We start from the raw sequence: 25,146 nt of genomic DNA on the forward strand, positions 1-25,146 counted from the left end.
CTTACGCCATGATCAAAGCACTGAACAAACTTACAGGGCTTGGTATGCCTGAAACTCAGTATATTGTATAAAAGTCGCTCAACTTTAGGAGGTTTGGTTTCTCGTCTGAATTACGCAACAAAGCCGCATCAAACTCTAAGTCGGACTCGACTGTATGAATGGAGTCAGTTTTGAGGCTGACAAAACGTGAGATGTTTTTTACTGACGAGTTTCTAAGAATTCGTTTTTTCATAGTAAACAACCATACCTGTAGTAAACTTACTTAAGCGTTGTACACTTTGTAATCTATTTCAAGGTATGGTTGTTTTTATTTCACGGTATGGTTTCGTAAAATCAATGTATGGTTGTTTTTACAAATTTCCTGTTGAAGCAACCATTAAATGATAATATTGAATCATTTAAAATCAAACACTTAACCAAAAAACAACTATATCTTGATATCGCGTAAAACAACCATAAATTGATATTTTTGTGAAACTAGTATTTCAGCGAAACTACAGCGGTAAGAAAGTTACTTCCAGCTAGCTAGTAAGACTCATCAAAAGAACTACTTCAAAATTAGAAAACATATAATCATTACAGTTCCGATAATCTTGCATCAGTCACGGACACTAACTCTCTAAAGAATCGGATGCACTTGTTCAACTCTTCACGCTTGACGATGTGCGCTTCAGTTATATCAGTTTGAGCGCGGTGAACTGCCTCTCCTCGTTTTTTTAACCATTTGTTAAGCTGTTCTCTAGCTTCATCGGCGGTTTGAAAATTGTTCCAAATCCAAGCTTCGGTGACATCAATTCCAAAGAACTCAGCAAAAAGTGCTTTGGTCTTTTTTGAACCAGGGTTGTGAAAATACTTTAGATGTTCTTTCAGTCGATTCTCCACAATGCTCCCGAGTTGAGATCCTTTTACTACCCTATATTTCGCATCAACTAGCTCTCTTGCTATGTCTTCTACATAGGTTTCCCACGCAGTAAGGGTCAGAATCAAAGTAGCTCTCTTAAGTACCTCTGGAGGTTGGGAGTTGGAGTTACATCCGTTCAACTGATCGTAACACTCTAATAATTGCTCTGCGTCTGAGATCGCGTACTCAAAATTGCCTTTCGCTTCTGACATCCTTTGTCCTAGTTATCATGATGATATGAATAAGATTGAATTCACCATATTTAGACTTAAATCATGATAACTCGGCTCAATAAAGTTGAGTTACTTCAATAAGCTAATGACTCTTGATGACTAATCACACTGAGTGCATGTTCACACCTCCAACAAGCGGCTAACGTTTTAAATCAATCCACTCTGAGATGTAGTGCATTGGGTCACAAATTTTGCTCATTGATGTGTAGTGAGAATTACCAATTTGTATACTGTATACCTGTAGCCCCTGCTTCTCTCTTCGGTTGTTAATTTTCCTATTTAGTCCCGAGGGAACTGGAAATTCACCACCGCTCACTAGCAAGACATCAGTTTTGTTGAGCAACCCTCGGAGTGGTAAATTTCAATCTACACTAAACTCATGCTTTGTTTGAAGTTAACTAGCTCCTGAATACTGCTAGTATGTGGATTATATATCCACTCCAAATCAAACTGCGTCTTAGACCGTTGGTACATAAAACAATCACCGATGACTAGTGAATTAAATTTGTTCCCTTTTTCTCTCTGCTCTTCAATGCTCTTCATAACGTTTTTGGGTAGTTCACCCATGATGAAATCAGAGATAACCAAAACATCTGCGTTTTCATAAAACTCCCTCTTCATTAGCTCAGTCGCATGACAGAGTGCTGGAGCAACATCTGTTCCTCCATGAAAAGAGGAACTCAAGAACTTAATCAAAGATTCCAGCCCTTTTTTACCCGTTAAATCAAAAGTCACAATAGATGTAGAGAAGTTAATTAGATAACAATTTCGGTCCTGCTTTCTGGCGACACTAGACAAGTACAAGGCCATAGCTTTGGCTATGTGTTCAGGTGTACCGTACATTGAACCACTCGTATCTATGCATAAAATCATAGGCCCTAAATTCGAATCCTCTTCAACTGATTCATCTATGGGGATACTCTCCTCCTGATCTATTTCTGTAATGCCCTGCATTTCAAAACTCAATAGGCGTGATTCCAGATATTTAAGGTCAAAAAGAACTGATGTTTCAGGATCCGAAAGAAGTGCCAATTCAGAGGGTAGTGCATGCTCAATATCCTTCCCTTGAACCACACCTACAATCTCTTCCTTTGAATTGATATCAACAACTGGTTGTTTGAATGCTACCGACTTCAATACTGTTTCAATTTTAGTTGATGACTCAATTTGCCTTACTTTCCCTAAAAGCTCAGATACCTTTTTGGCACCTTTGTCGTTTTTGAGGTAATCCGCCCATCTCTTTAGTACTTCTATACTTCCACTTTTTAATTCAGCATCCGATAAATCAAGGTACATTCCTGGTTCAAGACCTAAACTCTCCAAGCTGTACATCAACTCTTCCAGCAAATTGAGCCATTCACTAATCTGTTTATAAAATTCTTCACGCATTCTGGACAGAGTTTCGAAGTACCACTCTGATACAGATTTATCCAGCTTCTTCTGCCAATCTAACAGCAGGAGACTTCTAGCTGTATCATTAGGTTTTTTATCTAACAACTCTTTATGCCAAAACGAAGAATCAACGTGATATTTTGCCTTCTGACAAAATGAGATATAGTTTTTTAGTAATACATTAACATCGTAATTATTCATCCATATTTTCAGATTCGCTTGATCATCGGAAAAAGGGTTATCCACTTTTAATGACCGTTCAACACCTACTTTCCAGGCACTAACTTTGGCTTCTACCTTAGATGACAACGCATCTAAATTACCCAACAATACACATCTTTCACTTGTGAGTTCTTTCAGTAGACTATCTGATTGCTTATGGATAAATTCTACTGGCATAGAGCCTCCAGACGTTCACAGTCTTTAATTCGTATTTTGAGTTTATCTATTTGAGAAAGAACACCTTTCAATGCGACATCTGTATCTGCGCTTGTAGTAAACGGACTATGCAGCTCCAGTTTATATACACGCAATTTATCTTCTGTCTCTTTAAGAATTTTTTTTAGCTGTCCTCTAAGATTACCAACTGAACCTGAAAGAGATTTAATCAGCCTCTCATTTACATCACTTCTTTTATCTCCTTTGTGGAAAAGAATAGAAGGGGTGAATTCAAAGTCATTATATCTATCTCTATAATGTCTAGTGTTATATGATAGTGTACAAGAACCCTGCTCATCAAATTCACATGTAACTTCTTTTATGTCATTTCCCGACATGTCGACAGGATGAAAAGAAATATTACTTTTAAATTTATTAAAAGGAATATGAACCGTTTTCTGCTTAATTTCCGGGTTACCATAAGAATATGAATTATGCTCTCTGAATTTTGCTACTACTTTAAAATATTCCTCACTACCTAATGAAATTACGTCATATACATCGTCCTTATAGAAAAGTTCCTTAGTGATCTCTTTCTCTAAGCTATCTTTACTATTATCAAGAGCAGCCAAATTAATATCACCAGCAATCCCACATGACTCGATAGCGTCCATAACGATCTCTTCGGTACAAACCCTGTTTTCTGGAGAAGTCCATAAACAATGTTTTATAAGTATTGTATCTGTCAGGTTTGTATAATTACGCTCGTTGAAAAACGCAGATGCTTTCAACAAAATTGCAGCTTTCTGCCAACGTCGATCCGAGACATACAGACCTAACTCTTCATTTTTTTCACTGATCTCATTACGTATATATTTGATAACAAGCAAAGTGTCTTTACTCAGCTCAACGTTATGTATCGCTTCATTCCACTGACTAAGCTCTGAAAGAGATACTCTAAGCTCCTCATCAACATTAGGCTCACTAGTCGAAGGCTTCGCGTTAAGCAACAAATTGAAATTATCTTCAAGTACAATTGGCGGAACCATTAAACGAGTAATAAATCGGTCATAAAGAGCATCTAGCCCTTGGTTTTCTTGAGGCACTTCATTCGAGGCTCCAATCACCGAACGAATAGGTGCCTTGATAACCTCACTGCCATTCTTAAAAACATGTTCATTAATTAAGGTGAGCAGAGTGTTCAAAATCGCTGGGCTGGATTTCCAAATTTCATCAAGGAATGCAAACTCTGCGTCAGGAAGATAACCTTCCGTCTTACGGATATACTTATCCTGTTTAAGTTCTTGAATTGACACAGGCCCAAATACTTCTTCAGGTGTTGTAAACCGATTCATCAAATGTTCATAATACTTTGGTGACTCAAATGCACATGCTAACCTTCTGGAAATTAGGCTTTTAGCAGTTCCCGGAGGACCGAATAGGAACGTATTCTGTCCACTAAGCGTGCTCAATAATGAAACAGAAAGAATATGCTCTCTTTCATGTAACCCTTCACCGATCTGCTCCAATAGTTGAGTTATACGTTTTTTTATTTCTGGCTGAGCGGCGACTCTTATATTTTTTCTGTCTTTGCTTGTTTGATATTCTTTACTTTTGACATTCATACTACTAACCAACTCTTTCCTTGTTAAATTTAAAATCTGAACGCTATATTAAGCACTTAAGCTTATTGCTACAGCGGTTGTCACCAGCCTGTTCCCAGCATTTTTTGCTGCGATGCAAAAGCCTGCGATCGCTACCACAAACACCCACAGGGATTGATAACTCAATTCTAAAAACTGCTCACTGAAAAATTGCTTTGCTACGAGCAACGCAAAGGCACTGACAAAAGATACAGCGGCAGAATCCCGATACAGCAAATAAGCTCTGTGAGTTGAAGCCACTTCGTCCTGCTTATTGGATGGACGATAAAACTCTTTGTACCAATAACTGTTCTGCTCGCTATTATTTTGCTTCAAAAGTTCAAACTCGGACACGCGAGCCTTTAGGAGCGCAGTGTCAATACGTCGATCTCTCTCTGATAACTGAATAAAGCGATGCCCTGGTAACACATTCTTCCATCGCCAAAATACCAAGACGTTCTTGAGATCAGTAGGCATAAGGTGGCTAAGCCACCCCGAAACCGCACCTATTGCTAACATCGCACCACTCGTGTCTTTTAGTATATCGACATAACTGATATCAAAAGCACTTTGATTTACTAGTGATATCACTGCAAACTGAAGTACCATCAATACTGAAAGCGGGACAATATTATTGGCTTTCATCGAGATTCCCATCATTATGCCACCTCTTCTTCATAATCGAAGTGATATGGCTCAGGGTTCATACTATTCCATCCATCACGGCCAGGCGCATTGTAATGGTGACAAATACCGGAACCTCGCGTCGCTAGTGCTTTGACACCTCGGTGAGTGAAAGCATTCATCACAGCTTTCCGTGGGTGCTTAGGCTCACCATTTTTAGCCGTAGAAGCGATTGCCGTGATGTTTCGTGAAACACCTTGGCTAATAGGCTCACCAACTAAACGATTTAGAACAGTGGTCCCAATATTGCGCTTACTGCCATGATGGGGGATCTGCATAAACCGAAGGTCTGCTCCACTTGTACACTGCTCTATTTGATCTGCCGCGTGTTCCAGAGCCTGAATGCCTGCGTCCCCAGTAAAAACAGAGCGTCTTCCTTCGACGACTAATTGGGTGATCACACTCGAATTGTTTTTTGCTGATGTTACCCCTTCATCATCAATCTGGTCTTCACCCCAAGTGGCAAAGAAACGACGAATAGATGCAGCTGCCTTTTCAAAGAAGCTTTCTAATGCATTTGTTGCAGTGGCTTTTTCAGGCATGCCATCAAAATCAGGAATGAGGGATTCGTAGTATTCGACAGAAGGACCGAGAACCTTAATACCACCGCCAGTGTCCGTTAAACCAGTAAAAGGTTCACGTATAGTGACCCCTTTCGATTCAGCCAATTTAGCCAGTGACCACGCTTTTTCGAGATTTTGTTTAAGACGTTCCCCTAAGCTGTTGTCCGTTACTCGTCCATCTTTGAATTTATCAGCAAGTCCTTGATTATGTAGCCAAGGCTGATGAATCCAAAGTTCTTTTACTTCGAGTTCATTGAGGACGGTTTCCAAACCGTTAATATGGTCTTGATCAGCGTGAGTATTAATGACCAAATCCACTTGGGAAGTACCGAAACAAGTGGTGATGTGATCAATAACCTTTGAACCTGTGCTTTGAAAGCCACCATCAATCACAACAACAGTTTGTTCGTCACGTGAACCGTGTAGATTCCCATAGCGAAGTGCGATTGCATCACCGCTCTTAGACTCTTCACCAACACCCAAAAAATCAATTTCGTAACCCATAACTTTTTCCTTTTTCTATGAAAGTTAAGAGTTACTAATCAACTAGCATGCCAAATCATAAGGCTTTGTTTTTACTGAGATTAGACTAGTAACGGATGGCGCAAACTGTAAATACATTTACTAAAAGTAAATTAAGTTACCACAAGGAAAATAAAGAATTAAACTAGCGCCTAAACGGAACGACATTACTCATGTCATCAGAAAGTGGAGTTGTTTCAGTGATTTGTTGGACGTATTCAATTAATCGCTCGATTGGGGTGAAGCGCTGCTTCTTGTTGTTCACCTTAATGCTCTTGGTTTGAGCATTGATATAACTAGAAATATCAAACGCCAGCGGCTGGCTTAAGCGATCGAGATCTCTATCTTCTAAGGTTTGCGTAACCCATTGAGCGGCGTCAGCAATATGACCGTTAATACTCAAGTCGGTGTTTTTTATCCATTGTGGCGTGAACTCAATGTCATTGAGCTTTGATAGCAGTGTGGCGATGTCGTAACGGCTGATTAAGCCGATATGTTTTAAGGAATAAGTTTCTAATGCATAAGCTTCCAAGGCTTCCACAAAAGCAAACTGCCATTCTATTTTTAACCGCTTAGCGAGTTCATCGGGCGTGAAAATCATTCGATTGAGCGGAATAAAGTAAGTGAAGCGGCTGTTGGCTTCACAGACGATTAAAGTCTTCTCTGAGGATTGGTAACGGTTTTCAATCAGGTGCACCTGCCAACTCATAGTAGCGGCATCCGAACTCAGTTTATTGACTCCGGCTTGTTTACCCGTTTCCACTGGCAAACGTGGGAAATCAGCTTTCAGCCATTTGTTAAGTGCATTGGTCGCACTGAGTTGAAGTTGCATAAAGACATCCTAAGCTACTCGAAGCAATATTCACTTGAGCCCGCCAAATGTATCGCATCAAGTAGCAGGCTCCAATTGTTCATTAAGGGTGGGAAGACCAAACATCTCTCACTAGCTTAAAGTCTTCATATTGAAGAGAAGTATTGTAAGACATAGATTTCGCTTGTAGTAAGCCTTTAGGCATCGGGAGTATATCCATGAGTTCTTGACGTTGATCTCTATCATTCGGCTCTTCAAAACCACCATCGTAGATCAACCCTCCTTTACTGGTAAAAAGCCCCCTCGCATGCAAAAATCTAGATCCTTCATCATCAGCACAATACCAATATAAATTAATATTTTCTGGCATTGTTCCTTTGAAGCTTTCTAGAGCTTGTCGCGTAGCCTGCCATGATGGTTTTCCATCTTCTTCAGAAAATATATGGAAATCTACTGAAGCTTTTTTACATAGCTTCATTGTTTCAAGTAGTGTTTTTCGATAACCAGGTCTGGTGAAACAGATATACGGGTCGTAAATAGTTACCTTTTCTGCACCAAGTAAAAGTGCTTTTGCTGCTTTAGCAAGAGACACCGCAGTTCGAGGAAATTGCGAAGTATAGGAAAAATCATCATCAGCCAGATCAACAAAAGAACTTACGAACACAGGTATAGAATTGAGTGACTGCTCAACCACTCGATGAAATGGCTCGTTCCCATGGCTCATCGTTGCTGAATTAATCCAGTCTGGCCCTTCGAATGCTCGATTAAAAGCTACCGTTTTATTATCCTTAAACGCTCGAAGTCTTTCTGTAGCACGATCTAAAGTATCGCCTTGATGAGTTCTTCTCAATTGATCTGAAACTTCCCTAAACCAAGCTTTAGGAAAACCAGATAATACTGCGCCGCGATCAAATCCAAGCCTTGCATCCAACAATGCCAAATCAGCTAAAGAGTTGACTTCTGTAGGCGCTACCGCAAATTCCAAATGCAACATCAGAATAGCTCCTCTCTTCTTTCTTCAAAGAAGCCATTTGGCCACGGCGCATCAAACTCACCCTCGTCAGTTGTTTTGATTGGAATTAAACGAGTTTTACCTTCGGACTGCTCACAGAAAACTATCTGTACATCACTTTTCTTACAACCAAATGGTTCGTATTCGATCTCTTCATCTGCGGTTTGGCGGCGACGCTTTAACAACCTCAATAGCAAATGTTCGCTGTGAGTCTCAACCAAGAACATACGGTCAGAATTTTTCTTGGTTGCCTCTAGCATCATATCCCCCAAAGCTAACTGCCACTTAGGGTGAATATGCAGTTCGGGTTGCTCGCACGATACGATAAGATCTTGCTCAAGTGAGGTCGCAACAACAAATGGGAAGACTTGCGATACGCCAACACCAACGCTTGACGGCAATAAAGGGATGTCAGTATGAGAGTCTTTGAGGATGACTGACTTTTCACTCAAACTTGGTTCGCCATAAGCTGGAGACTCAAAGCAGTAATTAGTGCCGAAGAACGCGCTACTCATAAATTTTTCATTAGTTTTGGTTTTTACACTTTCACTTGAAAAGGCGAAAGTCTCCCAACCCGCTGTACCGTCATACCAACGCTGAGTGTTCGTGCTCTTGTTTAATACGGTTGCACGTGTTGGCACAATACGTAGCGGACCGATATGGAGCAAATCTTCAAGTTTTTTCACTAATAGCTTTAATGGTGCAAACGCAGCCTGTGATAAAGCTGCTTCAGCGAACAATTGAGCTGCCAGCGGGTGCTCTTCATATACGTTAAACCAATCGAACGGTGGATCCGATAGATCAAGCCTTTTATAGATGTTAGGCAACGCATCTTGGCTATTGATGGATACATCTTCCCACTGGCCAGAATCAAAGAGATTATCGACTTTAAATGATTCATCGACTTCCCAGTGTGGCAGTGGTTCATAATGCTTAATTTGACAATCTGGTCGACCTGCTTGGGCTGTTATATTGAAATACTCGATGCCGTGGCTTTTACATACAAATCGGCTAATGTACGCACGTTTTTTTGTGTGGTCCCATTGAATATCTAATTCGAAGCAAAAAATGTCAGTGTCTGAATCAGGCGTGAAGAATAATGTATTCTCTAGTAACCAACGTTCGGACTCTGATAAATAATCATCCCAAATATCCGTTGTACCATCTCTAAAATCTAGAGTTGCACCTAGGGTGATAACGCCATTTAAGTCCTTACCATGTACGATATTTTGAAAACCACCAAAATAAAGAGATTCGCCTGCGACTGAGCTGTACTGAGCATCAAAGTTACGTTTAGCGACCACTTCATACAGATACAGTAATGCATGTAATACTGTGCTTTTGCCTGTGCTGTTCGCGCCAAAGAACAAGGTGATGGGAGCTAATGGAATCGTAGCTTTGTTTTTGATGCCTTTGAATCCACCAACGGTAAGTGATGTTATTTTCATTTTTACCTAACCTTTGATCAAAAAAGAGGTATCCGAAGATACCTCTGAAATTTATAGTTGGCCTGAAAAGGCTTTTTGGGTGAGAGCAGAGAAGTTGTTTTGAGCCTCTACTAACTGCTCTTTATAGTTATCCAATACTTTCTGACTTTGATGAAGTATTTTGACAAACCGCTGTTGTTCACTGCTAGGCGGACAGATTATCGGGAATTCTTCAATATGGTTCTTGTTTAGTTGTCGCTTATCAATTCCACCAACACATACGGCTCTTATATGGTCTCGATACTCTTTCGTAGTTAGAATAAATTCAATAAACTCATGTACGTTATCTGGTTTGAGCCTAACTAAATATACGTGCCCGTTTATATTGGCTTCGTCATCTTTTCCACGGTAAATAGCAGCTCGTCCCAGACTACTGTTTTCAGTATTGATACGGCCAGTTTTGGTTATCAAAATATCCTTGTGTTTCAAACTACTTTTGGACATTTTTGCATGTGTTGCATCATCAAGATAAACGATGTCATCTAGATCAATACGCTTTTTCCACACGTTTTGACTTCTTAAAAATGCAATGCCTTTTTCAACATACACATCACTCCCCCCTTTGGGGGTTGTGCCATTGAGAATTTTATCTGATAAAGTCGATAAGGGAACTTGTTCCCACCCTTTCGGGTTTGTAACCGGATCACCAAACATATCCAAGAACACACTGTGTAAGAACTCATCGGCAAGCTCGATAGCTTGCTTGCGTTTCTGGCGAATGGCATCGGCTTTATCCAAAATGGCAGCTATACGCTTTTGTTCTTCTAGTGGTGGCAGTGGAATTTCAAAATTCTTAAGGAAGGTACCTGAAATGTTAGGTTGCGCACCGCCTGAACCTGCTTTGACAAAATCGGGTTTGCAATGCTTCAGCAAATAATACAAAAATACAGGATCAACTTTCTCAGTAGGAGTGAATGCAGCACATGCTTGATTAGTTGCGGCTTCGATATCAAGAATAGAGCACGCTCCTATCGTCGCCCCATACATTGCAACCAACACCGTACCCTTCGGGTAAAGCCTAGCAGAAGAACCATCTAACCCCTCTTGAGTAATAAACTCGCTAGCTGAACGAACGTATTTATTGTGGAGATCTCCAGTTTTTACCCAGTGAATATCTCCGCCATCGTAATATTCCGACTTTTTGCGCGATGGAGTTCCGCCCGATGTAACCTTAAACAGCTCGCCTAGCTTCACTAATGGCCAACTCATAGCATCGACTCCAGCTCATTTAGGTCAGCCAGAATCTCATTTTCTAGGGCTTTGAGTTTACCTAGAATCACATTTGGTTCTTCATAACTTTCTTGCTCGTAGACTACTTCTTTATAGCGGTTGATCGACAGGTCATATTTGTTCGACTTAATATCATCTTTCGCAACCAAGAAGGCTTTTTGCGTTTTGTCTGACCATTGCTCGGTTGACTGCCCCTCGGCTACAGCCGCTTGGTAAGCTTTGTACTGCTCGACCAAATCTGGCAGGTCATTGTCTTTGATTGGGGTACGCTTATCATCCAGCGATTTACCATCGGCCTGCACATCGTAGAACCAAACATTATCAGTGCTACCACCTTTGGTGAAAATCAGGATAGCCGTAGAAACGCCCGCATAAGGCTTAAATACACCACTAGGTAGTGAGATTACCGCTTCCAACTGGTTATCTTCTACTAGGTGTTTACGCAGGGTTTGGTGCGCTTTGGAGCTACCAAATAACACGCCATCAGGAACGATGGTTGCAGTGCGACCACCTACTTTCAGCATACGTTGGATCAGTGCGACAAACAGCAGTTCGGTCTTTTTAGTTTTGACCACTTTTAGAATCGCAGGATCGACGTCTTCTTCATCTAAGCTGCCCTTAAATGGCGGGTTAGCGAGGATGATGTCAAACCCGTTTTTTGCCTCATCAGGGAAACGCTCTATAAAGCTCTGGCTTAATGTATCTTGGTAATGGATGTCTGGCTGTTTTACGCCGTGCATTACCAAGTTCATTACCGCGACGCGAAGCATTGTTGAGTCAAAATCAAAGCCGTGGAACATGTCGTAATCGATATGAGCACGGTTTTCTAGCAAATCGCCTGCGTATAAGTGATTAAATACAGGGTTACCATGTACATCTAAAACAGGCTTTCCTTCAGTGTCAAAGGCTTGCTCTTTCTCTACACCTTCAGGCGACGAATACTTTTCTAGCAGGTATTCGTAGGTCGAAGATAAGAATCCACCCGTACCACATGCTGGGTCACACACTCGGTGCGTTTCTTCTACATCGAGCATTTCAATCATGGCACGAATAATATGACGCGGCGTGCGGAACTGGCCGTTGATCCCTGCGGTGGTCAATTTAGACAGAAGGTATTCGTACAAGTCACCTTTTACATCTTTGTTTTCTAGTGGCAGCTCGCTCACCAACTCAACCGCTTTAACCAATAGCGACTGCTTTTGGATCATTAGCTGCGCATCTTTCATAAAGTCTGCAAACAGCGTGTCATCAGATGTAAGTTCTTTGAAATACGGAAAGAGTTCGTCTTTTATTAATGGGTATAACTTTTCTGCGCCAAGATGACGGAAGTTTTCCCAACGGATGTGTTGCTTGTCTTTGTCTTTATCTTCACTGACAGGAAAACGGCGATTAAATGGCTTGCCCGTTCGTGCGCTACGTTTTTCGTCGTTACGCTCGTTCATGTCTAACATGCGGGCGTACATCAAATAAGTAATTTGCTCAACTACGGTTAGCGGGTTGGTGATCCCACCCGTCCAAAATTCTTCCCATAGCTTGTCAATTTGGCTCTTTAACGCGCCTGATGTAATCATTATCTGTTCTCTATATCATTTTATGCCAATTGTCGCTGCGGCTTTCTTAACAAGCCTCTCATCTAGTGATGAATGAACAGCGTCAATCGTAATTGGTTGTAGTTTACTTAGCCAGTGGCCATTGCCAAAGGGTTAATTCACCACTTTCTCTACACTTGCTTGTTTCTCACCCAAATGGACACTAAATCGGCGAACAAACTGTTCCACCACATCCGCTTGAGCAGGAATTGGGAATACGCCATCTAAGCCAGCATCATCAATTTGATTGAATGGTGCATCGTACAACTGCTCAATATCAACGCTACCGTAGCGGCAAAGGTGATTTTTGAGCATGCCGATAAAGCGTTGTTGTCTTGAGTTGAGGTGGGTATGCACTTGCTGCACAAAGGCCGTAAACTCATTTTCAATCGCTTTTGCATCCATGCCAACAATGGTACGCAAAATCTGGTCAAGTCCTGCGGTTGATTCAGGGAAAAACTCTTTCAAAATAGAAAGGTCGACACCTGGGTTTTGAGTATGTACAAGCGCGTTAAGCGTCTCTAAATCGGCTTCTGTTACTGATTGTCCAGCACGTATTTTCTGCAACACTTCATTAGATTCAAACAATGGTGACAACGTTTTTTCGACCTCTTGTTTATAGATCTGGTAGTCTACTGTCTCAATATCAGTTTTCACCTCTTCAGTGCGATATTCAGCGGCATCTTCTTTTACGTCCAATACTGGGGTTGGCTTAGGTGGCGGTGTTGCGCCTTTATCACGCAAATGAATCACCGCTCGTAGCTCGCTTCGGCAGGCCTCTAATTCATGGTGGTCGGCATCGTTCAAAAAGTTAGGCTGCTGCACTTGCTTAATCGTACTGGCCTTGCTGCGCACTTCGTTAAGGTGCATGGAAAGTGTGGTGACCTTATCCATAATCGGCATCGCGGCAATATCAACCTTGGATGGTTGTTTGAGTTTGATAAGCTCAAGCTCTAAGAACTGGAGATCAAAACGCAAAGCTTCACTCTCACCCGTAATTGGCTTCCACTGCATTAGCGGAGCCATCGTAGAGCGCAGTAGCTCCTTGGTATCCGGAGCCATTTGGTGCAAGGTTCTCTCATCACTTAGTTGCGCTTTAATTTGCCAGTTTTCACGCACTTCGATGGTTTTATCGTTAAGCGATTCGATATCGGCTTTAATCTGTGGGATCACCGAATCGAAGATATCCATTTCTGCACGTTTAATTGCCTCATCAGCCAAGTTTAGCCGCGCTTCAAATACCTTTTGCGCAAGAGACTTACCTTTTGCACCATCATCTTCTTCTGGGTTCATTTTGAAATATTCAAAGTTGTTCCAGTGATCGAAGATCAAGAAATGTTTTTTATGTTCGCCTTGGCCAAACAAGTTCTCACACAAACGGGTACCACGACCTACCATTTGCCAAAACTTCACTTTCGATTTAATCGGTTTAGCAAACACAAGGTTGATACATTCCGGCACATCAATACCGGTATCGAGCATATCGACAGACACCGCAATGGTGATCTCTTCTTTGTTGCCTTCAGCACTTTTGAAGTTGTCGATCAGTTCATCTGCGCGTTCGTATTTCGAGTGAATCACTCGGCAGAAGTTACCACCCAAATCGGGGTACATTTCCGCAAACAGATCGGCGATAAGTTCGGCGTGTTTGATGCTGCGAGCAAAGATAATCGATTTACCAGGCAATTGATTGTCAGCATCTTTAAGACCACGTTCCATTAAATTACGGATGATCTGGCGGTTGGTGTCTTTGTTAAAGATCGCTTTATCGATTAGCTTTGAATCAAAATCGAGCTCATTCGGGTCGATTCCTTGATCTTCAAGCTCAGCTATCTGCTCATCAGTGAGCTCATTACCTTTAATGCCATCACGCAAGAACTTGGTGGTATGAGAAACGACTTTAAAAGGCACGAGGTTTTCTTCTTCAATCGCTTGCTCTAATGGGTAGTTGGCCGTTGGCATTTTGTAGTCACAACCAAACAGCTGGCTGGTCGAGCGGGAAATCATCTCAACTGGCGTTGCCGTCAAGCCCACTTGCAGCGCATCAAAATACTTAAACAGCTCACCATACTTGTTGTAGATAGAACGATGCGATTCGTCGGCAATAATAAGGTCGAAGTGACCAACATCGAATTCTTCGAAGGTTTGCATCATGCCTGGGTAAGTTGCGATCACGATACGCGCTTTACTCGCAAGTTCTTTTTTGCTTTTGCCCTTTACGAATAACGGCTCTTTAGTGAACTCATTAAATGCGTTCGCCGCTTGCTTACGTAGCTCTTTACGGTCACATAAGAACAACACTCGCTTTGCCCAACCTGCATCAAGTAGACGCTTCGCTAGCGCAATGGAAACACGCGTTTTTCCCGTACCTGTGGCTTGCACGATCAGCGCTTTACGGTGCTTATCGCTAAATCGTTCACAGACACGAGTGATCGACTCCATTTGATAGAGTCGACCTGCGACTTCGGTATCAATCGGAGTGCTGTTAAGATCTTTTTTCAAAGCACGCTGCTGGATAAGGTATTGCAGACTGTCTTTAGAGTAGTAACCAAAAAGTTTGCGAGGTACGTAGCCCTGAGCGTCATCCCACAACCAGATATCATAACCATTGGTGTAGAAAATAACTGGACGTTGACCCGTTTGTTTTTCTAACGCATCAGCATAGATTTTGGCTTGCTCTTGCCCTGCTCGCGCATCCACTCGGGTTTTCTTCGCTTCGATAACTGCCAGTGGTTTGCCGTTGTCATCCCACAGTACGTAGTCACAACGACCTTTGCCTGATTGAGTCGGTTGACCTTCTACTTCGTACTCTTTTGATACTTGTTCTGTGCTCACCTCTGCCAGTGCAACATCCCACCCTTCACTTCTCAGCTCCGAATCGATTAGACGTTTACGAGTTTCCGCTTCGTTAAAGTCAAAGCTGTTCTTCAACTTGAGGGTGTTGCGCTTTAGCTTCTCAGCTTTGGTTTGATCAACTTGCAACTTGAGCTTACTAGCAGCCTGCTGGGCCAACAACTGGGCTTCTTTCGCCTCTTCAAGCTCTTTTAACGCCTGTGTAAGCTGCTCACTGTTCTGGGCGAGCTTTTGTTGTAACTGTTTGTTTTTTCGCTTGAAATCTGCTTTAGACTCACCCTCTAGCGGAGCATTATCAGGTTGAGTATATCGTGGACATTCTTCTTGGGAACCATCCCCATAGGCAATGAAAAGCCAACAACCAATCAGGTAGGATTCTTTGAGTAACCAGAGTGCGTCATGCTGATTGACATATCCGTCATGGGCAGCTTTGTTTCCGCCTTTGCGCACAGCATGAAATTTATCGAGAATATCTTTATGGATGATGGCAGTAAACGAAGCACTCGTTAGCTTGTCGTGAACCGATGCATTTGGCAATACAGGTAAACGTAGCTCTCGATATAGGTAACCTACAATCTTTTCGACATAGCAACGAAGTTTTACCATCGAGCTTTGAGGATCAGTCACCGCATAAGCTTCAGCAAATGCGCCCAGTTCAGCCAGTTCTGGCCAGTCTTTTCTTAGATGTTCAAAGTTCACTGACGTTTTCACTCTTATTGTACTCCTGACCTCAATGAGCAATGGGTGTGCCAACCCTGTTTTAGCCAACTTGCTTATTCTTCGATGCCTAATTTTGTCATCCAACCGCTTAACGTTTGATGGCTCTTTAGACCTAGTACTTCAGCTGCTTTGGATTTATTGTTGCGACTATACTCTAAAGCTGATTCAACCGCATCTTTCTTAATAGTATCAATGTATTGCTGTATATCCCCAGGTACAAAAAACTCCCCCCGAGATGATTGCCTTCTGCCTGCACTTAATACTGATGATTGAAGGTCTTCGGCAGAAATGGTAGGTGATTCAGACCATAACACTGCTCGATTCAGTGTATTCCAAAGCTCCCTGATATTCCCGGGCCACGAGTATGATTGTGCAAAATTAATTGCATCGGTGGAAATTTTCTTACTTTCGAACAGAGGATGTTTCTCCACCTGTTGATTGATATCACCCATTAGTGTTGAGATAAGTTCTGGAATATCTTCCGTTCTCGCTCTAAGCGGTGGCATTTCAATAACCCCTACGGCGAGTCGGTAGAACAAATCTTCCCGAAAGGCTCCTTGCGATATCATCTGAAATAGATCTTGGTGCGTGGCTGCAATAATACGCACATCAACAACCTTAGATTTAACGTCACCGACTCGAGTAATCTCTTTTTGTTGCAAAGCTCTAAGTAATTTAACTTGGACATTAAGTGGCAGCTCGCCTACTTCATCTAGGAACAAGGTGCCGCCATTTGCCTGTTCAAATAACCCTGTATGATCTTTATCCGCTCCAGTAAACGCCCCTTTGACGTGACCAAATAGAATTGAGTCCACCAAATTCTCTGGTAATGCACCACAGTTAACGGCTCTGAATGGTTTATCAGAGCGAGAGCTTGCGTTGTGAATGGCTGTTGCCATGACTTCTTTTCCTGACCCGCTTTCACCAAGCACAAGTGCAGGCAAATCAGATAAAGCAAGTCTGTGAGCTTTGTTCACTAAAAGCTGCATAATTTTCGACTTTGCTGTTATAGCTTCAAAAGCAGAGCTTAATTGAGGGGTATCTGATGTTAGTGACTGTATAGCGTTAATGGAGGATTTGGCGTATTCCGTCGCGAAATCGACAGGTATATCAACTTCAATTATCTCACCTTTAGGCGATGTTTGAAGTAACTGGCATTTAGCTATGCTCTTACCAAGTAAGACAGAAATGACTGCCATTGCTGGCGTTCCAGAAGTGAGGTTTAAGTAAATGTGTTCCGAGCCAGCAGAAATCTTACTCAGCTGTTTTTGCATCACTTTGGTTATCGCTGAATAATCTATTGGTGATGCCAATCGAACTCGTTGGATAGTCACTAAGGTCTTAGATCGCCCCACGCAGGCAAGCTTTCTCTCCAACCACTCTTTATAGTCGTGCCATTCATCATCCCAGGTACTGGCAAGAATAATAATGCTGTCTAGAGGTTTGCATTTCAAAGCAATCGTTGCAATTGAAGCAGGCTTATCCTGCCTCATTTGATCAAGATCTGTTCTGCCAAGCCAGGTGAGTAATGTTGCCATTCTTGCGTCCGTAACTATTTTTACTTATGGGAATGGAGTTTACCGCATTAAGCATTGAGTTGATATTCAATTACACCCAAAACTATATCAATAAAAGAAAAATCAAAAAGTTGTGGTTGGCGTCTCAATTCCAAACAAAACACGGCTAATCATACTGTTAGCTCCTATATTGAACTTAGGAGGAGCTCTATGTTTTTGCAAAGACCCAAACCTTACAGCGATGAAAGCCTTGAGAGCTTCTTTATCCGTGTGGCAAACAAAAATGGATATAGTGATGTCCATCGTTTCCTAGAAGCCACCAAAGGCTTCCTACAAGACATTGACCATAACGCATATCAAACCTTTCCAACCAATATCGCAAAGATTAACCCCTGCTTAGCCAAAGATAGCTCTGGTGCCCGAACAGCCTCACTCCTGAAACTCGCTCAATTAACGTTTAACGAACCGACCGAGTTACTTGGATTAGCAATTAACAGAACAAACTTAAAATATTCTCCATCAACTAGTGCCGTGATCCGTGGCTCAGAAGTTTTTCCTCGCAGTTTACTCCGGACAAAGTCTATACCCTGCTGCCCATTGTGCTTACAGGAAAATGGTTATGCTTCTTACCTTTGGCATTTTGAGGGTTACGATCACTGCCATATCCATGATGTACCTTTACTCAACAGCTGTCGCTGTGGCGCTGAGCACGACTATCGAGTGTCTAGTTTAAGTGGAATGTGCGGCAGTTGTGAAGCGACTCTCGCCATAAAGAGTAGAGAAAAAAGTCATAGCGCAACACTCTCTGTTGCGAATTGGCTAGCGGGCAATGAGTGTAAAAATCTACCTCACGTCCCCAGGAGCTACCGATGGGGGTTGGTACATTGGTGGAGCCACATCAGCGATAATGAATTCGATCACTTTTCGTTCGTCCAATTTTTCTCAAACTGGCCAAGAGCATTTCATTCAATGATCGATGATGAAATCGAATTCAACCTTGAGCATGCCATTGTTGGAAAGAAGGAATTACGGGTTAAGGACCTTTTTGGGCGCATCTTTTTTAGTTCTATTCGATTACCAGAGCGTAACCTTCAACAAAATATCGTTCTAGGAGAGCTTCTACGACATGTAGAAGCACATTTATGGGATAACGAAGGATTGCTAGCTAACCTTCGCATGAACGCTCTAGAAGCAACTGTGTTCCTCAATTGCAGTTTGGACGAGATAGCCTCAATGGTAGAACAGCGCATCTTAAAGCCAAATCGTAAACCTAAGCCAAACATGCCTCTGGCGGTTAACGACTACTTATTTTATTTCGGCGACATCTTCTGCCTTTGGTTAGCTGAATTTCAGACTGATGAGTTTAATCGTTCGTTTTATGTATCGAGGTGGTAAATGGAGAGTCTGAAAGAGTCACTACAATCAAGACCAGATGATTTGAACGTAGAATTAAAGCGAGCCTTCCGCCCTCTTACTCCACATATCAATATCGATGGAAAGGAGCTAGACGCTCTCACCGTTTTGGTTAACTTAACCGATAAAACCGCCAACCAAAAGAACCTACTTGATCGTGCAAAGTGCAAAGAGAAGTTGCGAGACGAAAAATGGTGGCACTTTTGTCTGAATACTATCGAATACATTCAAAGCCATAACCTAAAGTTCCCGGACATTCGATCAGGTGGCGTTATTCGAGCGTCAACTTTAGGCTCTCTTCCAGAGCATTTGTTGTCATCATCCAAATTACCACAGCACTTTTGGGCTTACAGCCATGATCCAAAGTACGTCAACAAAAGTGCCTTCCTCACAAGTGAATTCTGTTGGGAAGGGGTAATCTCATGCCTTGCTATCTTTCTACAAGATGAATCACATATTTTATGGACTAAGTTGCTGGAACTAGGCTGTTACAAGAAGACACAAAAAGCAGTATTAAAAAAGTTGCGGAGCTTTGATGCGCAGAAAATCGACGTAGCACTAACGGGTAACTACTTAACGCAACTTTCATTACCTAATGACGAAGGTTCGTATGTTTCATTCTCGCCAGTTGCTTCTCAATCGATGCAAAGCCACTGTTATCAAACCCTAAGCCAGAATTATCAATATAGCGTAACAACTCGTTTCAGCCGTATTACCAGCATGGGTGTTTTGCCTATGACATGTGGTGGGGCTTTCAGAATGTTCAGGTCTGTTCCTAATTTCTCACAAACGCCTCACTGTAACCTCAGTAACAATGAGCGCTGGTTAACAAAAGAAAGCATTCAATCGTTAAAAGATTATACGCACTTGAATAAGCGTCTAATCACCGACAATCAAAAACAAGCATATCGAAAATCAGCAACCGACAATATTCGAAAAATGATTCGGGCATGGCTGTCACATCAAAACTCTGAAATAGATGCCGACACACTGACTGAGTACTTAAATTATGATCTTTCTCAGATGAGAACAACGAAGCGTTTTGCGTACCTTCCCAAGCTTACAAGGTTGTTGCACAGTCTACTAAAGCAAGAATTAAAAGACCCCTTGTTCGAACCAAATAATGATAGCTGTAACTCAAAGACTGGGGCATTTTTACTTTTGCCAAATATTAGAGTTTCTGGTGCAAGCGCATTGAGCTCTTCAATGACAGTCGGCATTCCATCATTAACGGCGTTCTATGGATATGTGCATTCGTTTGAATGTCACTTAAAAGAGTCAAACTCAGCAGCGGAAATTGAATCATTTGCTGTCTGCATTCATCAGTTCCATTTAGACAAACGTGGTTTAACCAAAGAGTTTGTTGAGAAAGCGAACGGCACTATCTCTCCCCCATCAACACATGATGACTGGCAATGTGATTTCACATTTAGCCTTGTCCTAAAATTCTCACATCAACCAAATATTCCCGATGATTCTATTATCAAAGTTCTGCCAAAACGCCTTGCCCGAGGGACAGCTAAGATTTCTATTGCAGACTTTCACAACATTCAGTCATTCGACAGCTTAACCTCCGCAATTGAACATGTGCCAATACAGAAGGGAAAGTGGCTCTCGCTCTATAAGAGCCACCTGAATAGCTTTGATGACTTGATATCAAGCGTTAGGGAAAAACGGTGGTTAACTCCCTCTTGCGTTGGATTTCATCTGCTAGAAAAGCCCTCAGAGAAAAGAGGCTCATTACGAGGCTACAAGCACGCATTCTCGGAGCCAATTATTGGGCTCATAAACCCTATAGTGTTTGGCAACAAGACTGACTCAAACGAAATTTTATGGCGTTATAAATATCACACTGACTATATTTCGATTCAAACGGAGGCATGACTATTATGGAACTACCGACCAACTTAGCTTATGAGCGCTCCATCAACCCCTCCGACGTTTGCTTTCTCGTTGTGTGGCCTGATGGTACGAAAGAACCTCTAAGATATACATCTCGTATTGCACTTGGGCAAATGGAAACGGCTTCATTAGCCTATGATTCACAAGGAAATATTAAAGAAGCTGTGACCGCAGAAAAGCTAGCACATGGCAATCCGCACGCTGGTGACTTTTGTAGCGTCCCTTTCGGAGCCAACCACATTGAATGCTTTTTCTCTGTGTCTTTCTCATCGGAATTACGCAAACCATACAAATGCAACTCAAAGGAAGTCAAAAGTACAATCATTAAGCTAATCGAGCTCTATGAAAAACGCATCGGCTGGGAATACCTAGTATCAAGATATCTCATAAACGTCTGTAACGGGTCTTGGCTGTGGAAAAATACCAAGAGGGCATACCGCCTTGACGTAGAACTATCACCTTGGCCTTGGTCTGAAAAACCTGTTTTATTTGAAAATATACATAAAGAGTACAGAGAAGAATCAGCATTTGAAGCTCATCAACGGTGGAGTGCAATCCGTCAGTTAGTTGTTGATGCATTCAGCCAATCGAATGGGCTAGCAATATTTGAAGTTAAAGCCACTCTGGTACTTCCAACAAGTAGTGAGATTTATCCAAGCCAAGCATTCACTGAAAAGGAAAACAAGAGCACAAACAACGCAGGCAACAAGGCTCGAACATTCCAGAATACTCAAATTGAAAACGTACGCTCTCCAATCATTGGTATTTACAAAGTAGGTGCTGCCATTGCAACAATTGATGATTGGTACCCGAACGCCCTTGAACCATTGCGAGTTAGTCGATTTGGAGCTCACAAAGGCGATGTGACTTGTTATCGTCATCCATCGACAGAGAAAGATTTGTTTACCATTCTTCAAAATGCGGAGCAATATATTGAACGATTGTCTGCACCAGGAAAGTTGAGCCAAGAACTTACCAGTGACCTACATTACTTGGTTGCAAACCTCATCAAAGGCGGAATGTTTCAGCATAAGGGTGATTAACTATGAATTGGTACTACAAGACCGTCACGTTCATTCCTGAGCGTTGTGACAATGAAGTACTCGCAGCTAAGTGTTTGAGTATTCTTCACGGATTCAATTACAAATATGAAACGCGAAGTATCGGTGTTTCTTTCCCCGAATGGTGTGATGATACTGTGGGTACAAAGCTAACTTTTATCAGTGCGAGTAAAGTTGAACTCGATTTGTTGTTGAAGCAACATTACTTTATTCAAATGAGACGACTTGGTTATTTCGATATTTCAGCAACGGCTAAAATCCCCGAAGATTGCGAATACGTTTTGTTCGTGCGCAATCAATCAATCGACAAATCCACTGCCGCCGGTCAAGTCAGAAAGTTGAAGCGTCTTCAAAAGCGCGCAATGGCTAGAGGAGAATCTTTTAATCCAGCTCTGCTGAGACAAGAAGAGTCTATGATTGTCCCTCACTATCACTCTCTCGAGGTTAGCAGTCAAAGTAAAAACAGTATCTTTCGGTTGAACATACAGATGAAGGCTAATCATGGCTTTGAAGGTAACTCGATGTTCAGCAGTTACGGATTGTCCAATACAGACGATTCGTATCAGGCAGTCCCCCTAATTTGACACTATTTTTGTCGATAAATTTAAAGCATTGAACTATATAGCTTTTTACATCTGTGAGAAAAATAAGGTTAATTGGCCGTAAATTAACTAACTGATTGATAAATTCATACTATTCTTAAGTTAGTAACAGTGTACTGCCGAATAGGTAGCTGATAATTATGGCGTTGGTGCTGCTAAACTTCCTCCACAGCGTACTGCCGAATAGGTAGGACACCTTTCAATATCAATGCTGTTGCTTCCAATCCCAAACCACTATTCTGTGGTTTGCTTTAGTATGCAATGAGGACTATAATCCTCATTACTACTGAGAAGTAGCTGATAATAAACGAACCACTTTCATTCGAGTTCAAGAGCAATTCACTGCTGAATAAGTAGATACTTTAGGCCGTTTGACTTTCAAGGCAACAAATCTCTCACATCACACTCAAGAACCTCAGCCAACTGATACGCTTTTTCGAGTGTGATGTTTACTTCCCCACGCTCTATTCTGCCGATGTAACTCCTATCAATATCAGCAGTTAATGCTAGGTGATCTTGTGAAACACCTCTATCACGTCGAATTCCACGCAGTTTAGCGCCAAACTTCTTTGCCAAATCTCTCATTTTAATCTGTTCTTAAAATGAAAAACTATCGCCTCTTGATGCCTATAGAGCCACGGATTATAATCCGCATTTAATTTCAAGTAAGACTAAAAAAGATGCCAAAGTTACATCGAATAGATAGTAATATTTACCAATACATATCACCTCCTGAAGCTACCGATTTCACGATACTTGAAGTTAGGGACTGGGTACTAAAATGCTCAGATATGTATGGAAGTAAAAGTGCTGCGAGATTATTTGTTGCTAGACAACTAGAAGCACTTGTAAAAGTGGGTCTAATCTCAGTTAACAGCTCTGGCAGAAAAAAGACGTTTTCCAAAACAGCTTATTTCAATGAAGATAAAATCAAGATCGTGACGAAAAAGCAAAGAACCAAGAAAGAAGTCCTACCGGTACATTCTCATGATAAATCCATCTTTAATGAGTTACGAAATGAAAGAGCTGACATTGAAGCAGAGTTGGCTATCACGTTAGCTGAAGTTGATGAGTACAAAGCTCTAATGGCACGCTCTAATGCTCTAAACACGCTACTCAAAGCCTCCTATTCAGAAGCGACACAAAAAGCTGCAACTCTGATGGCTAAACTCAATGTATGGACTCACACCATCAGCCTCATGCAACTGGACAGGAAATCTCCATGCTAAGAGTATGGCAAAAGGAATGTGTCAATCTAGCACTCAATAACTATCAAAATGGTAAGAAGCACTTCTTGGCACAAGCAACGCCAGGTGCTGGGAAAACCATAATGGCAGCGAACTTAGCAAAGCAAATGCTCGAGAAAAATCTTATTGATTTTGTTCTTTGCTTCTCTCCATCCAAGATCGTGTCAAATAGTATCTCTGCCTGTTTCTCTAGCGTACTAGGCAGGTCTTTTGATGGAAGATTAGGTTCAGTTGGCTGCTCAATGACTTATCAGTATCTTCAATATCTTGATGAACAGTTTTGGCAAACTCTTTCTAGATATCGAGTGCTGTGTGTATTTGATGAAATTCACCATTGCGCCGGTGATGACGACAGCAATACAAACTCATGGGGACATCACATACTTTATGATGTTCAAAAAGTATCAACCTACACTTTAGCCCTTACCGGTACACCATGGCGCTCAAATTTAACCCCCATAGTACTCTCATCGTATACAGACCCGGATGGCGCAATTGTATGTGATTACCAATACACGCTTGCACAAGCTGTTCAAGATGGCGTTTGCCGCAAGCCAACTATCGCTCTTATCGACTGTGAAGAGTCAATTATCAAAGCGAACAATCAAATCAGGTCATTTGGGTCTCTAGATGAACTTATCTCAACGGGTGAGATAAACTACTCAGCAATACTCAACGATAAATCTGCTTTGCTGCATATAGTGGAAATTGCTGTAGATAGACTAGCAAACATTCGCACTCAATCGTCTTCTGCGGGTGGTTTAATCGTAGCAACCTCAGTAAACCATGCGATAGAGATAGCCTCTCTACTTCAAGATAAGTATTGCCAAACGACAACGATTGTTACGTACAAAAATGAAGGCTCGCACGAGCAAATTGAACAGTTTAAAACTAGTACCACTGAGTGGATTGTCAGCGTTGGTATGGTCAGTGAAGGGACGGATATTCCAAGGCTACAGGTATGCTGTCATTTAAGCAACATTACGACTGAACTCTACTTTCGCCAAATTCTAGGCAGAATTCTTCGTATGACTGCGAGCCCAAATCAAGAAGCATGGTTATACACATTTGCGGCTCCAAAGCTCATCGCATTTGCAGAAGAGATCGAGCAAGACATTCCCGATTGTTGCACATATTTAAAGTTATCTAATAAAACCACGGATATTAAAATACAAAAAACAAATAGATTTAGTCTTAATTATCATAAACTTAAAGGCAATACTGCAACACTTAACTTCTCACAAAAGAGCACCCATGATGTACTTCCAAAATTGGGGAGCAATACAGACAAAGCTATAGAACTGTCACTAATAAGCTATAAACAAAGAATAATAGAAGCTTTTCAACACCGTTAACAGATTTAGAGCTCAGCAAGACCTAAACATG

Annotated in this window: 19 protein-coding genes; 6 read left to right on the forward strand and 13 right to left on the reverse strand. The window is 41.7% G+C overall.

The features are described 5' to 3' along the window. Positions 1-576: 576 nt before the first annotated feature. The 12 genes from GVO60_RS20625 to GVO60_RS20680 all read right to left on the reverse strand — a co-directional run bounded on the left by GVO60_RS20625 (position 577) and on the right by GVO60_RS20680 (position 17,556). The gene (locus GVO60_RS20625; protein WP_159657463.1) at positions 577-1,113 is read right to left on the reverse strand and encodes a HEPN domain-containing protein; all 537 of its coding nucleotides are present in this window, start codon (positions 1,111-1,113) and stop codon (positions 577-579) included. A gap of 387 nt (positions 1,114-1,500) precedes the next feature. Continuing rightward, positions 1,501-2,925, reverse strand: coding sequence for a VWA domain-containing protein (locus GVO60_RS20630; RefSeq protein ID WP_031429622.1), 1,425 nt, complete (start codon positions 2,923-2,925; stop codon positions 1,501-1,503). Then, positions 2,916-4,529 carry an AAA family ATPase gene (locus GVO60_RS20635; protein WP_031429619.1) on the reverse strand — a complete coding sequence of 538 codons (1,614 nt, stop codon included), beginning with the start codon at positions 4,527-4,529 and terminating at the stop codon, positions 2,916-2,918. The genes GVO60_RS20630 and GVO60_RS20635 overlap by 10 nt, the downstream gene beginning before the upstream one ends. A gap of 48 nt (positions 4,530-4,577) precedes the next feature. Next, on the reverse strand, positions 4,578-5,192 hold the full coding sequence (locus tag GVO60_RS20640) for a hypothetical protein (RefSeq protein ID WP_225874953.1): 615 nt from the start codon (positions 5,190-5,192) through the stop codon (positions 4,578-4,580). Between the two features lie 14 nt (positions 5,193-5,206). Beyond that, complete coding sequence (locus GVO60_RS20645; protein ID WP_031429617.1) at positions 5,207-6,298, reverse strand: ComEC/Rec2 family competence protein; 1,092 nt, start codon at positions 6,296-6,298, stop codon at positions 5,207-5,209. Between the two features lie 163 nt (positions 6,299-6,461). Next, the gene (locus tag GVO60_RS20650; RefSeq protein WP_031429615.1) at positions 6,462-7,148 is read right to left on the reverse strand and encodes a hypothetical protein; all 687 of its coding nucleotides are present in this window, start codon (positions 7,146-7,148) and stop codon (positions 6,462-6,464) included. Between the two features lie 82 nt (positions 7,149-7,230). Continuing rightward, positions 7,231-8,121 carry a hypothetical protein gene (locus GVO60_RS20655; protein ID WP_031429613.1) on the reverse strand — a complete coding sequence of 297 codons (891 nt, stop codon included), beginning with the start codon at positions 8,119-8,121 and terminating at the stop codon, positions 7,231-7,233. Next, positions 8,121-9,587: a DUF3696 domain-containing protein gene (locus GVO60_RS20660; protein ID WP_042782920.1), complete on the reverse strand. Its 1,467-nt coding sequence runs from the start codon at positions 9,585-9,587 to the stop codon at positions 8,121-8,123. The genes GVO60_RS20655 and GVO60_RS20660 overlap by 1 nt, the downstream gene beginning before the upstream one ends. A 51-nt stretch (positions 9,588-9,638) precedes the next feature. Beyond that, entirely contained in the window at positions 9,639-10,835 is a 1,197-nt protein-coding gene (locus tag GVO60_RS20665) for a restriction endonuclease subunit S (RefSeq protein WP_159657465.1), read from the reverse strand. Continuing rightward, positions 10,832-12,427 (reverse strand): type I restriction-modification system subunit M, encoded by a 1,596-nt coding sequence (locus GVO60_RS20670; RefSeq protein ID WP_159657467.1) that lies wholly within the window; start codon positions 12,425-12,427, stop codon positions 10,832-10,834. Before GVO60_RS20670 ends, GVO60_RS20665 begins: the two co-directional genes overlap by 4 nt. A 132-nt stretch (positions 12,428-12,559) precedes the next feature. Then, positions 12,560-16,009, reverse strand: coding sequence for a DEAD/DEAH box helicase family protein (locus GVO60_RS20675; protein WP_159657469.1), 3,450 nt, complete (start codon positions 16,007-16,009; stop codon positions 12,560-12,562). 62 nt (positions 16,010-16,071) lie between these two features. After that, positions 16,072-17,556, reverse strand: a complete 1,485-nt coding sequence (locus GVO60_RS20680; protein ID WP_031429604.1) for a sigma-54 interaction domain-containing protein — start codon at positions 17,554-17,556, stop codon at positions 16,072-16,074. Positions 17,557-17,745: 189 nt separating this feature from the next. Between GVO60_RS20680 and GVO60_RS20685 the strand changes: the two genes are divergently transcribed. The 4 genes from GVO60_RS20685 to cas6f are packed head-to-tail and all read left to right on the forward strand — an operon-like array spanning position 17,746 to position 22,495. Further along, positions 17,746-18,930 carry a TniQ family protein gene (locus tag GVO60_RS20685; RefSeq protein WP_031429603.1) on the forward strand — a complete coding sequence of 395 codons (1,185 nt, stop codon included), beginning with the start codon at positions 17,746-17,748 and terminating at the stop codon, positions 18,928-18,930. Beyond that, a complete protein-coding gene (locus GVO60_RS20690) occupies positions 18,931-20,832 on the forward strand; it encodes a type I-F CRISPR-associated protein Csy2 (protein ID WP_031429602.1) in 1,902 nt (633 codons plus the stop codon). Between the two features lie 5 nt (positions 20,833-20,837). Beyond that, positions 20,838-21,893, forward strand: a complete 1,056-nt coding sequence (gene csy3, locus GVO60_RS20695; protein ID WP_031429600.1) for a type I-F CRISPR-associated protein Csy3 — start codon at positions 20,838-20,840, stop codon at positions 21,891-21,893. Between the two features lie 2 nt (positions 21,894-21,895). Continuing rightward, positions 21,896-22,495 carry a type I-F CRISPR-associated endoribonuclease Cas6/Csy4 gene (gene cas6f / locus GVO60_RS20700; protein ID WP_031429598.1) on the forward strand — a complete coding sequence of 200 codons (600 nt, stop codon included), beginning with the start codon at positions 21,896-21,898 and terminating at the stop codon, positions 22,493-22,495. Positions 22,496-22,891: 396 nt separating this feature from the next. Here cas6f and GVO60_RS20705 read toward each other — a convergent pair whose 3' ends face one another. Continuing rightward, positions 22,892-23,098: a helix-turn-helix domain-containing protein gene (locus GVO60_RS20705; RefSeq protein ID WP_031429596.1), complete on the reverse strand. Its 207-nt coding sequence runs from the start codon at positions 23,096-23,098 to the stop codon at positions 22,892-22,894. 95 nt (positions 23,099-23,193) lie between these two features. Here GVO60_RS20705 and GVO60_RS20710 point away from each other — a divergent pair, with 95 nt between their 5' ends. Both GVO60_RS20710 and GVO60_RS20715 read left to right on the forward strand, forming a co-directional pair. Further along, positions 23,194-23,742, forward strand: a complete 549-nt coding sequence (locus GVO60_RS20710) for a VspR family transcription factor (protein WP_031429594.1) — start codon at positions 23,194-23,196, stop codon at positions 23,740-23,742. Continuing rightward, on the forward strand, positions 23,736-25,115 hold the full coding sequence (locus GVO60_RS20715; protein WP_031429592.1) for a DEAD/DEAH box helicase: 1,380 nt from the start codon (positions 23,736-23,738) through the stop codon (positions 25,113-25,115). Before GVO60_RS20710 ends, GVO60_RS20715 begins: the two co-directional genes overlap by 7 nt. Positions 25,116-25,146 lie beyond the last annotated feature (31 nt).

The organism is Vibrio atypicus, from assembly GCF_009811315.1.
In the GTDB taxonomy this organism is placed as follows: domain Bacteria; phylum Pseudomonadota; class Gammaproteobacteria; order Enterobacterales; family Vibrionaceae; genus Vibrio; species Vibrio atypicus.